The 12755-nt window shown below is 36.8% G+C and carries 9 protein-coding genes; 2 read left to right on the top strand and 7 right to left on the bottom strand.

What is annotated here, in order from left to right; all coding sequences use genetic code 11:
- The first annotated feature begins 138 nt into the window (after window positions 1–138).
- Window positions 139–1095: a fasciclin domain-containing protein gene (locus IV494_RS03300; protein ID WP_196078737.1), complete on the top strand. Its 957-nt coding sequence runs from the start codon at window positions 139–141 to the stop codon at window positions 1093–1095.
- A 229-nt stretch (window positions 1096–1324) separates the two neighbouring features.
- Window positions 1325–3712, top strand: coding sequence for a TonB-dependent receptor (locus tag IV494_RS03295; RefSeq protein WP_196078736.1), 2388 nt, complete (start codon window positions 1325–1327; stop codon window positions 3710–3712).
- 74 nt (window positions 3713–3786) lie between these two features.
- On the opposite strand, the gene IV494_RS03290 is transcribed toward IV494_RS03295, so the two are convergent.
- The 7 genes from IV494_RS03290 to IV494_RS03260 form a co-directional block, all read right to left on the bottom strand.
- On the bottom strand, window positions 3787–4326 hold the full coding sequence (locus IV494_RS03290; RefSeq protein WP_196078735.1) for a lipocalin family protein: 540 nt from the start codon (window positions 4324–4326) through the stop codon (window positions 3787–3789).
- Between the two features lie 18 nt (window positions 4327–4344).
- Window positions 4345–4986 (bottom strand): ligase-associated DNA damage response endonuclease PdeM, encoded by a 642-nt coding sequence (gene pdeM / locus IV494_RS03285; protein ID WP_196078734.1) that lies wholly within the window; start codon window positions 4984–4986, stop codon window positions 4345–4347.
- A gap of 261 nt (window positions 4987–5247) precedes the next feature.
- Window positions 5248–7725 carry a ligase-associated DNA damage response DEXH box helicase gene (locus IV494_RS03280; protein WP_196078733.1) on the bottom strand — a complete coding sequence of 826 codons (2478 nt, stop codon included), beginning with the start codon at window positions 7723–7725 and terminating at the stop codon, window positions 5248–5250.
- Between the two features lie 89 nt (window positions 7726–7814).
- Entirely contained in the window at window positions 7815–9395 is a 1581-nt protein-coding gene (locus IV494_RS03275; protein WP_196078732.1) for an ATP-dependent DNA ligase, read from the bottom strand.
- A gap of 121 nt (window positions 9396–9516) precedes the next feature.
- Window positions 9517–10581, bottom strand: a complete 1065-nt coding sequence (locus IV494_RS03270; RefSeq protein WP_196078731.1) for a ligase-associated DNA damage response exonuclease — start codon at window positions 10579–10581, stop codon at window positions 9517–9519.
- Between the two features lie 110 nt (window positions 10582–10691).
- Entirely contained in the window at window positions 10692–11456 is a 765-nt protein-coding gene (locus tag IV494_RS03265; RefSeq protein ID WP_196078730.1) for a TIGR03915 family putative DNA repair protein, read from the bottom strand.
- Window positions 11456–12715 carry a putative DNA modification/repair radical SAM protein gene (locus IV494_RS03260; protein WP_196078729.1) on the bottom strand — a complete coding sequence of 420 codons (1260 nt, stop codon included), beginning with the start codon at window positions 12713–12715 and terminating at the stop codon, window positions 11456–11458. The genes IV494_RS03265 and IV494_RS03260 overlap by 1 nt, the downstream gene beginning before the upstream one ends.
- Between the last annotated feature and the right edge of the window lie 40 nt (window positions 12716–12755).

Genomic DNA, 12755 nt, shown 5'->3' with positions numbered 1-12755 from the left:
TCATTTTTTGTCTGTTTTAGTACCTTTTCACTGAATTTAGTAAAACATCAATATTGTTAATAGTAAAAATCTATACCAATATTTTGACAATAGAACAATTTAGTTCTACATTTGAGTAATAATTAAAAATATAAAATTATGAAACATTTATTCAAAACCTTCGCAGTACTTTTCTGCGCAAGTATCCTAACTTACTCTTGTGCAAGTAAGGAAGATCAAACAACAATGGACACTCCAAAATCCATTTACGAACTGGCATCTTCAGACTCTGATTTATCAAGTCTAAGAGCAGCAATCGACAAAGCAGGACTTTCTGCAACGTTGAACGGAGCTGGAACTTTTACCGTTTTTGCACCATCTAATGCTGCATTCTCTGCATTCTTAACTGCAAACGGTTTCGCAAGTCTTAACGACGTTCCTAACGATCTTTTGAAACAAGTTTTATTAAACCACGTTCTTGCGACCAAAGTAATGGCAGCGCAAGTAACCACAGGATATGTTTCTACTCTTGCAAAAGGAGCAGCTTCATCTACAAGAAATTTAAGCATGTTTATCAACACTGCTTCAGGTGTAAAAATCAATGGCGTTTCAAACGTTACTAAGACAGATATCATGGCGACGAACGGCGTTATTCACAAAGTTGATGCGGTGATCGGCTTGCCAACAATTGTAACGCATGCAGTTGCAAACCCGAACTTTAGCTCTTTGGTTACTGCATTAACAAGACCGGATCAGCCAAACTTTGTATCAATTTTAGGTGGAACAACAAGTTCTCCGTTCACAGTTTTCGCTCCAACAAATATGGCTTTCACCGGATTATTAGCAGAATTAGGATTGGCAAATTTAGGAGCAATTCCAGGAGCAACATTGACAGAAGTTCTTAAATATCACGTTGTTGCAGGTGCAAACGTAGCTTCAACAGATATCACCAATAATATGGTTGTTACAACTTTCCAGGGAGAAACATTCAAAATCACAACGACAGGTGGTGTAAAAATCACCGACCATAATAATAGAATTTCGAACGTTATTGCAACTGATGTACAGTGCACGAACGGAATCATTCACGTAATAGATAAAGTTTTGTTACCATAGTTTTTAAGTTTTTAATAGTTGAGAATACATCTTTTTTTATAAAAGGTGTATTCTTTTTTAAAGCTCTTCACTAAAAATTTAGTTTTTTCTTAAATTATTTTTCCGTGTCTGACCTATTCCTTTTAAAACTATATTTTTGCACCGCTCAATTTTCATCTTTACAGAAAGTAAAGTGATGAGGATTTGACTAATAAATTTAAACTGCTCTTACCTACATTAAAAAATAACTATGAGATATTTATTTACTTTCTTTTTACTTTTATTTTCCTTTGTTTTAAAGTCGCAAGTGGGATCCATTAATATTTCAGTATTTGATGAGTTCAGCAAAAAACCACTGGAAGCTACGATCAAAATTCAGAAGAGAAGCGACAGTATTTCCGGGAACGGCAGAATTCAGCTCGATAATATTCCCTCCGGTTCCTATACTTTTGAGATCTCTGCGGAAAATTACAACACTTCTTATCTGTATGATATCAATATTATTCCTAATCAGAATCTTTCCTATTCCGTTGGCTTAAATAAAAGTGAAATTAAATCAATTCAGGAAGTTTTAATCACGAAAAAAACCTACAAAACCACCGCAGAAAGTCCGGTTTCTTTACGAAATATTACAAGTGAAGAAATTCAGAAAAATGCAGGTTCGAACCGAGATATTTCGCGGGCAATTTTAAGTTTTCCAGGAGTCGGTAGTACGGCAACTTTCCGAAATGATCTCTTTATTCGAGGTGGAAGTTCTGCTGAAAACAAATTTTATATCGACGGCATTGAAGTTCCTATCATTAATCACTTTCAAACGCAGGGCGCTTCAGGCGGACCTCGTGGAATTATTACCGTAGATTTTATTAAAGATGTCGATTTTTACAGCGGTGCTTTTCCAGCCAAAAGAAACGGCGCACTCTCCTCCTTATTTGAATTTAATTTAAAAGAAGCCCGAAAAGATAAATTGGGTTATAAAGCGATCGTAGGTTTAGATGATTTGCAGTTGATGATGGATGGTCCTCTTTCAAAAGATCAATCCTGGAGCGGTTTATTTTCTGTCCGGAAATCAAATTTACAGTTGTTGTTCAAAGCGATCGGTCTGCCTTTCTTACCAAGTTATTATGACGCCACTTTCAAAGTTTCGAAGAAATATAAAAGTGGTGACGAACTTTATTTCATAGGTTTGGGTGCCATCGATAAATTTGAGTTCAATACCAACGCGAAAAAAACGCTTTCCAATTTAACCTTGATCGATCGTTTACCGGTTGCGCCACAATGGAATTATACTTTTGGTGCAGGTTACCGTCATTTGGTTGATAATGGAAACTGGCTTTTTACCATCAGTCGAAATATGCTCGATAATCAAGCGACAAAGTATTACCGAAATATTGAAACACCTGACAATTTACTTTTTGATTACAATTCTCAGGAAGGTGAAAATAAAATCAGGATCGATCGGAATTTCATGCTCGGTGATTTTGTTTTCAGCGCCGGAACAAATGTTAATTATGCAAAATATACCAATAATTCTACCATCAAATCGGTGAACCAATCAGGATTAAGTTTCGATCAGATCAATGCTGATCTCAAGGTTTTCCAGTATGGATTTTATGTTCAAAGTGCTCATAAATTTTTTGATAATAAAGTGCAGCTTTCTTTAGGAACCCGTTTCGATGCGAGTACTTATTCACAACAAACCGATAATCCTTTCGACCAGTTTTCCCCAAGATTTTCTTTGAATTACAAATTTGCTGACCGATGGGCATTTAATTTTAATACCGGAATTTACCATGCTCTTCCAGCTTATACCGCTTTAGGTTTGAAACTAAATGATGTTTTGGTCAATCGAAAAACTTTAAAATACATTCAAAATATTCATTACGTTGCAGGTTTAGAATACAATGGAAAAGATAATCTGCGTTTGACGATGGAAGGTTATTACAAGAAATACAAAAACTATCCATTCTCTCTTCGTAACCAAATTTCTCTCGCAAATATCGGTGCAGATTTCGGCGTTGTCGGAAGCGAACCTTTAGATTCCCGTGGATTTGGCGAAACGTATGGAATCGAATTTTTAGCCCAAAAAAGAACGTTAAATAATTTCTACGGAATTTTAGCTTATACTTTTGGATATTCAAAATTCAGTGATGGTGCAGGAAATCTTCTGCCTTCAAGTTGGGATTCCAGACATATTTTATCAGTAAGTGCTGGAAAAGTTTTACCTAGAAACTGGAATTTCAGTGCGCGATTTAGATTGCAGTCAGGCTTGCCGGAAACGCCGTATGACTTGATCAGAAGTGCTTCCGTTCCGATTTGGAATATTAATAATGGTCCGCTTCAGGATTTTGCAAAATTAAATTCGCTGCGTGGAAATGTAGCACATCAACTCGATTTGCGTACGGAGAAAAAATGGGTTTTCAAGAAGTGGCAGTTTACCGCTTATCTTGATATCATCAATGTTTACGGCTCAAAAACAGCGAGTAATTTACCGGTTGTGAATTTACAGCGCGATAATAATGACAATGGCGTTATTCAAAATCCAAATGCTTCACCTGCAGATCAAAATTATTTGCTGGAAGTTGGAAGTCAGGACAAAAATATGCCTATTCCGTACTTCGGATTTATTTTCGAATTTTAAATCACATAGTAATTATTTCATAAAAAACACCCGAAGCTTTTTGCAACGGGTGTTTCTATTTTCGTTTCACCGAGTTAATCTTGTTTTACCCAGACTAAATTTGCTGTTTTATAACCTAAAGCTTTCGCTTTTTCTAAAAAACGCTGTTTGTAACTTTCAGGAATTGTTTTATGTCGAGAAAGAATCCACATGCTGCTTAAATCATTTCCCGCGATCAATGCATATTGATAATCCTCGTCAATGTCAATTACATTGTAACCTCCCCAAAATGGCTTAAAAAAAGAAACTTTTAATCGTCCTTCAGTCGGTTCATTAACAAATTTTGCCTCACCAATAACTTCACTCCATTTATTTTTAGTGTATTTGTAACCTCTATTTTTTACTTGAATAGAATTTGCATCTTTTTTGGAGTATTCTGCAGTTACCTGGCTTAAATCTTTTTCGAAACGGGAATCAAATCGTGCAATTTCATACCATTTTCCTAAAAATTTTTCTGCTTTAAAATTTTGAACGGCAGCTGCACCTTTTGGAATTCCCGCGGAACATGAACTTAGAAATAAAGCGCCTAAAATTCCGATTGTTAAAGGAATTGCTATTTTTTTGAAATTTTTCATTATTAATTTTTCTGCAATTTATACTTCAAAAATAGTGCCTTCAGTAAAAACAATATTTTTAAAAGTTCCTTTCAAAGATTTCGTATCCAAACCTGTAAACTGACTAAAAGCCGGCAAAACTATTTGCTGCTCAGAAACTGCAAAACAAGGCAACCGAAGTCTTTCATTCTTCGTTTTTAAAACAAAGCCAGGATGAATATGTCCAGAGATATAAAATTTATTCTCCTCTATTTTTTTAGGATGATGAATGAACGTGAAAGGTTCGATCTCCAGAAATTCATCTTCACATTCAATTCCCAGATCATCATAAACTTCACATTTCATTTTATCGTGATTTCCTCTGATCAGAATGAATTGTTGGGAAAATTGAAGCCGCCATTCTTTAAACAGATCCAGATCAGAATTATATCCGGCGTGAAAAAGATCTCCAACAATGATTACTTTCTCAGGTTGAAAATGATTAATTAAATCTTCCAACTTATTTAAATCAGTCACCAAAACTTCGGAAGAAATTGCAATTCCATGCTTTCTGAAATGCGCCGATTTCCCGACGTGTAAATCACTTAAAATTAAAATCTTCTCAGCTTCCCAAAAGAGAGCGCGCTGATTCGTGAACGTTAAGGTCGTATTTTGAATTTTCTTCTGTAAAACTTCGAGCATTTATATTCTTATTTTTTGAAATGTACTGGTAACCAAAATGCGATGAGTAAATATTTAAATTTTAGTTTAAATGATAAACCATTAAGATAGTTTAGAGAATAAGAGCGATTAAGAATTTGCCGGCAAATTGAAGCAGCATACTTAAAAAATCTTTAGATTTTTCTTAATTAATCTTACCTTCTTAAATAAACTTAATGGTTAAAAATTGAAACATTAAGAATTTATTAAGATTTACTATTTCTAATTTTAATCAGACGAAAATTATTTTCCTCTCGCAATCTGCATAACGGTTTTACCTTTCTTCATGGCTTCAGCCTGCATTCTTTTGATCCTTTCGCCCAGATCTTCACTGCTTAATGATTGTCTCAAACTATCTACTTTAATAGGAAAACTTAAAGGCGTAAACGAGTTCGCAAATTTGAGGATTATTTTGGACTTTTCAATCCGATTAAAAGCTTCCACCAATCTGGCTTCATCGATCTGTTGGTTAAAAACTTCCGTGTAAGCTTGCTTCAAGAGTATATTTTGAGAATCATAATCTTCCAGAACATTGAAAATTAAACCTGCGGAAGACTGTAAACTTTTATTGTTTTTCTGTTGTCCGGGATACGTTTGAATGACTAATCCCGAAATCACCGCGATATCCCGAAATTTTCGACGCGCCATTTCTGTTGCATTAATGCTGCTTAAAACATCCTGAATCAAATTTTCTTTCGTTAAGATCTGTTTTAAATTTTCTTCCGTTAACGGAATTTCCTGAGAACTCAAGAGTTCAAAACCATAATCATTCATTGCCATCGAAAAAGAGATTGGCGTGATCTTAGAAATCCTGAAAGCGATCAATGCGGACATGACTTCATGAATCAAACGACCTTCAAACGGGTACAAGAAAAGATGATAACCATCTCGCGTTTTAATGATTTCCACCAAAAATTCATCTTCTTTTGGAATGTGAGAAATCCCTTCCTGACTCACCAAAAGCGGATGCAGAAATTTCAATTCTTTCTCCGAAGATTTAGCATCCAAGGATTGTGAAAGTTTCATCCTAAGAAACTGTCCCAGATAAGAACTCAATGGCAACCTTCCGCCCAAATAGCTGGGAACCATTGCTTTCCCTTTTGCATTTCGGCAATAAACCGTCATTTCTTTGATATGGGCAACTTCCAAAACTCTTCCTGCGAGAATAAACTTATCCTCTTTTTTCATGCGGGTGATAAAATATTCTTCGATCATTCCCACATAACTTCCGCCCAAAATTTTTACTTTTAACATGGCGTCACTTACGATCACACCAATATTCATGCGGTGAAGCATGGCGATTCTGCGACTTGTCACTTTATAAATTCCGTCTTCAATGACCACTTTATGAAACTCTTCATAATTTTTAAATGCGCCGCCTCCAATCGTAATAAACTGTAAAATAGATTTCCATTCCTCTTCAGTTATTTCCTGAAAAGCAAAGGTATTTTTAATCTGTCCAAAAGTTTCTTCTGCTTTAAATCCTTCGCCAACCGCCAAAGTTATGAGATATTGAACCAAAACATCAAACGTCATCACCATCGGAACCCGCGGTTCGATCACTTTTTGTTTGACGGCTTCTTTTAAAGCCGCAACTTCAATTAATTCCAAAGAATGCGTCGGAACAAAATAGATCTTGGAAGTTTCGAAAGGTGAATGTCCACTTCTTCCGGCTCGTTGTAAAAACCGCGCAACTCCTTTCGCAGAACCAATTTGAATAACCGTATCAACAGGTTTAAAATCCACACCTAAATCTAAAGAAGAAGTAGAAACCACAGCTTTTAAATAACCGGAACTTAGGTTTTCTTCAATCCAGATCCGCAGATCTTTATCGATCGAGCTGTGGTGAATTGCAATTTGTCCCGCAAAATCCGGATGTTGTTGCAAGAGAATCTGGTACCACATTTCCGCCTGACTTCTGGTATTCGTAAAAACCAAAGTCGTCTTGCTTTCCAAAATAATAGGAATGACTTTATTCGCCAGTTTATTTCCTAAATGTCCTGCCCAAGGTAAAATCTCCACTTCATCAGGAAGAACTGCAATGATATCGATCTTCTTCTTTTCCTTTGCAACAACTTTCGTTTTCTTGCTTTTATATGGAATTAAAACTTCCAGAGCTTCATCTAAATTCCCGATGGTTGCAGTAATTCCCCAGATTCGAACTTTCTTTTGGTAAGAAACTAAGCGTGACAAAGCCAGTTCCGTAAGAACGCCGCGTTTTCCACCAAGCAATTCGTGCCATTCATCAATGGCAATACATTTTAAATTTTTGAAAAAGCGCTGATTGTTTTTCTGTGCTAAAAGCAAATGCAAACTTTCGGGAGTGACCAGAAGAATGTCGGGCATTTTTTTGGTTTGAGCAGTTCTCTCTTTAATCGGCGTATCGCCGTTTCTAACGCCAACCGTCCAGTCGAGACCTATCTCATCGATGGCTTCTTTCATGGCTTTTGCGATATCCTTTGCCAACGCTCGAAGCGGCGTGATCCAAAGAAGTTTTAAGCCATCGCCATATTTTTCAGGAAAATTAAGAAAGTCAACAATGACGGCTAAAAATACAGAATAGGTTTTTCCAAAACCAGTTGGAGCAACGACCATTCCGCTGTAGTTTTTGTGATATTTTTCCCAGGTTTCCAGCTGAAAAGTGAAGGGCGCGAAATCTTTTTCGGCCATCCAATTTTTGATGATTTTTAGTCCTTCTGTATCTTGGAAATCTACACTCATTCAATTTAGGCTAAAGCCGATTTTGATTTTTTGTTTTAATAAGCGGGCTAAAGCCCGCTCCTACTGATATTTTTTGAAATAATATAATATTAAGTGATCAGCTTTTTAACCTCTTCAATATCGTCGATGTCTTTTACTGTTTTATCACGACGCCATCGTACGATCCGTGGAAAACGCAGTGCTACTCCACTTTTATGGCGGTTGCTGAAACCAATTCCTTCAAATGCGATCTCAAAAACAAGTTCTGCTTTTACGGTTCTTACTGGTCCAAATTTCTCTAAAGAATTCTTCGTCACAAACCGACTGACTTCCATAATTTCTTTGTCCGTCAAACCGGAATAAGCTTTTGCAATCGTCACCAACTGATCTTCTTTTTTTACGGCGAACGTATAATCGGTATAAAATCCGCTTCTCCTTCCACTTCCTTTTTGGGCGTAAATTAAAACGGCATCAATGGTTAAAGCATCGACTTTCCATTTCCACCAATCTCCTTTTTTTCGTCCGGAATGGTAGAGAGAATTTTTCTGTTTCAACATTAAACCTTCGCTGTTGTTGTGGCGGGATTCTAAACGAAGCACCGCTAACTCTTCCCAGGATTTTGCAACGACGATTTCGGGTAATTTAAAATTATTGACTTCAGAATTTTCTAACAATTCTTCCAGTTTTAAACGTCTTTCCACTAAAGGTTTTGCTCGATAATCTTCACCTTCAAATTCTAAGATATCATAGACAAAGGCTTGAATGGGAATATCTTTCATCATTTTTGCGGAGATGGTTTTTCGGTTCAAACGTTTCTGCAGTTCATTAAAATTCAAAACTTCGTTATCTTTCACCGCCAAAATCTCTCCATCTAAAACAAAATTTCCTTCCATTTTTTCTAAAGCGGAAACCAATTCCGGAAACTGCGCATTCACCAATTCCTCACCGCGCGACCAGATGAAAACTTCATCATTTCTTCGGATAAATTGACCACGAATTCCATCCCATTTGTATTCGGCTTGCCATTCTTCCAAATCACCAAGTTCTTCCGGTATTTTTTCTAAAGGATAAGCGAGACAGAATGGATAAGGTTTTGAATTATCGGGATTGATATTAGTTCCCTGAATTAAGTCCTGAAAATCAGCCTCTTCAATACTCCATTTTCCCATTATGGAATGCATGAGCTGACTCGTTTCAATCCCCGAATATTTAGATAGTGCATTGATCAATAATTTTTTTGACACTCCAATTCTAAAACTTCCACCAATTAGTTTATTGAAAATAAAACGCTCGGTATAATCCAAGCCGTTCCAGCTTTCGAGAACATATTCTTTTTTTTCTTCGTCAGATTTATCTTTTAAAGCAATTAATTCACTCATCCACTGACTCAACGATTTTTCTATAGTATTGTCGGGTCTGGGTAAAATCAAAGAAAGCGTTTCTCCAATATCACCGACGGAGCTGTAGCTTTCCAAAAAAAGCCATTCCGGCAAACCTGTAATTTCTAAAGCCCAAGATCTTAAAAAATTAGTGTTGATGGGACGTTTCGGACGTTTTCCAGTAAACAAAGCCAGAAACCACAACTTATCTTTATCATCCGCAGTTTGGAGATAATGAACCATCGCATCAACTTTCGCAGTCGTTTTGTTGCTGGTTTCCAGGGATGATATGAGTTCTGCGAAGTGTTTCATGCGGTGCGAGTTGCGGGTTTTCGAGGGGCGAGTTAGGAGTTACGAGGTGTGAGTTGCAAGTTTTTGAGTGATTGAATATTTGAGTGATTGAGTTTTTGTAATTTCAATATTAAATTAAAGTTTATTTTTTATCGTTATTTTCAGATTCTGGTTCAGAATTATTTTCTGTCGATTTTTCTTTCGTAGAATCAGTATCGGAAGATTCTTCTTCATCACCAAACTTAGTGGTTACTTCGTCGGCTTTGATGCCAATTTCATTGAGATATTTAGAAAATACGGCGATTTGTCCGTGGGTCACGTGAACCTGTTCTGCTCCTGTTGCTTTTACGGTTTCTAAAAGTCCCGTCCAGTCGGCGTGATCGGATATGGCAAAACCAGCATCTGCAGAGCGCCATCTTCGTGAACCGCGAACCTGCATCCAACCTGAACAAATTCCTGTCGCGCGATTTGGGATTTTTCGAATCATATTGCTGTCCAGTAAAGCGGGTGGAACTATGACGATCTCCTGGTTTAGTTTTTTAATATCTTCTGTAAAATTGACCGTTTCATAATCTGGAAGCTGAACGCCGACACTTTCGATGGCTTCATTTAATCTTCCGATGGAACCGTGAACAAATATTTTTCCATACCCTTCCACCGACTTCATAATTCGTTGGGCTTTTCCTAAAGAATATCCGATAAAAACGGAAGTTTTTCCCAGACTTTTATTGCTTTCGACCCAAGCTCCCAATTGCTCGGAATATTGTTGTGGCGTTAACCAATTATAAATCGGCAAGCCGAAAGTGCTTTCTGTAATAAATTCATTGCATTTCACCAATTCAAAAGGTGTAGAAATACCATCATCCTGAACTTTGTAATCACCGGAAAAAACGGTGACATAGCCTTTATATTCCATTCGGATCTGGCAGGAACCTACAATGTGACCGGCCGGATGAAAACTCACTTTCACGCCGTTGATAACGATCGGCTCGTTATAGCCGAGACTTTGAACTTCGATATCCGGTCCAATTCTGATCTGTAAAATAGGTTTTGTAAAATGATGACAAAGATATTTTTTCATGCCCCACTTCGCGTGATCTCCATGTCCGTGGGAAATTACCGCTAAATCGACGGGTCGCCATGGATCCAGATAAAACTTTCCGGGAATGCAGTAAATGCCTTTGTTGGTGAATTTTACGAGTTTCAAAATAGAGTGATTTTATCTTTTGTCTTTAAAATTTAAAGGAATTCAAAAGGATTATTTTTGATGATTGCAAAAGCTATTTCCATACCAATATTTAAAAAATAGTCTATTAACTAATATTTCTCTGTAAGGTACTTCCAATATCGTTTTGGTAAGGACTGTACGTGAAGTTTGAGATTTTTCCTTTCCGGAATATTGGTCTTAACGAAATAACGTTGCCACAATTTCTGGTATTTCAATTCTTCCTCATGCAAAAGGTTTTGGGTATTAACGAACTTGCTTTTAACAATTTCATTTGGATAAAAAAAGTCTGCATTTTCGGTGTCAGAAAATATACCGTAATGTCGTTTTAAATCAAAGATCATCCATTTCTGGTCCTGATAACGTGCTTTAAAATGGTTGAAAATAAGAGGCAAAACATTGAAATCAGGTTCTACCTTGGCGAAATAAAAATCGTCCTGTAATTTTTCAAACCGAACAAAAGCATTCATCCGGTGTATTTCCCGTCCAACCGATTTGCAAATTTTCGCGATCTGCATCATATCAGCATTTGCGAAATCATTTAATACATTTTGATTCGGACGGGAAAGAGAATATTCCACGGCACTCAAAATTAAATTTTCCAGTTGTGGATCTTCAGAAAGATAAACCATCAACAATTGGGAAACGGCGCTTTTCCCGATGTTATCTTCTAACTTTTTTAAAACTCTTTCTGATTTTTCCGCTTGCGTTTGAACTTCATGAACGGTGGCGAAAATATTTTCAACTTTGTAATTTTGTGCGCTAAAGATTTCAGGATCTAAAAATTTGTACTCGAAAACTTCAAATATCGCGGTCATTAAACCTTCAAAACTTCCATCATAAATTAAGGTCGTCATTAAAATAAAGTCAATTGCTCAGAAAACGGAGAGGTAAATTTAGACGTCGTTGTATCCAAAATAATTTTCCGGAAGTTTTGATGATCGATGAGATTGGTAAATACATTGTGAGATTCAAATTCGACGAAATATTTCGCGCGATTGATGGCCACGCCGATCTTCTTTAAATGGTCTAAATTTAATTTCTGAAATTTCCGCGCCATTAAAATCTTCCGAACGGACTTTGTTCCAACTCCTGGAATTCGAAGCAACATTTCTTTTGGAGCAGTATTTACATTAACAGGGAACTGTTCTAAATGTCGTAGAGACCACGCCAACTTCGGATCGACTTCTAAATCGAGGAAAGGGTTGCTTCTGTCCAAAATTTCATCGGCTTTAAATCCATAAAAACGCATGAGCCAATCCGCTTGATACAAACGATTTTCCCGAACCATCGGAACTTGCGAATGAATTGAAGGCAATCGTGCATCTTCCAGCATGGGAACATAACCCGAATAATAAACACGTTTTAAATTAAAGTTTTTGTAGAAATGATCAGCAACTTTTATGATCTTAAAATCGGTTTCATCGGTTGCTCCTACGATCATTTGAGTGGATTGTCCAGCCGGTGCGAACTTTGGAACTTTTTTAAAGATCTTCCGTTCATCCTTATATAAAATTAACTCATTTTTTACATAAGTCATGGGCTTGATCATTTCCGAGTGGGACTTTTCCGGCGCCAACAATTTTAAACCTTTTTCCGTGGGAATTTCTAAATTAACGGAAAGTCGGTCTGCGTACAAACCCGCTTCGCGCATAATTTCATCACTCGCTCCCGGAATCGATTTTAAATGAATGTAGCCATTAAATTTATGTTCCGTCCGTAATTTTTTAGCAACACGAACTAAACGTTCCATGGTCGTATCTGAATCGGTAAAAATTCCTGAACTTAAAAATAATCCTTCAATAAAGTTTCGGCGGTAAAAATTAATGGTGAGATCGACAACTTCTTCGACGGTAAAAGCTGCCCGTTTAATATCATTTGATTTCCTCGAGACACAATAGGCGCAATCGTAAATGCAATGATTCGTCAAAAGGATTTTTAGCAAAGAAACACAGCGTCCATCCTCCGTATAAGAATGGCAAATTCCGGAAGCATGACTGTCTCCTAAACCACCGTTTTTATTCTTTCGGTTTCCACCACTCGACGAGCACGAAACATCATATTTCGCTGCATCTGCAAGGATCTCTAACTTTTCCTGGATTCGATCGATATTCATATTATGTTAAAAAGCAACGATCAAAAATAGTTCTAATTTA

Origin of the sequence: Kaistella gelatinilytica, assembly GCF_015679325.1 — a bacterium.
Classification (GTDB): Bacteria; Bacteroidota; Bacteroidia; order Flavobacteriales; family Weeksellaceae; genus Kaistella; species Kaistella gelatinilytica.
This window is presented reverse-complemented; position numbering and strand designations above follow the sequence as displayed.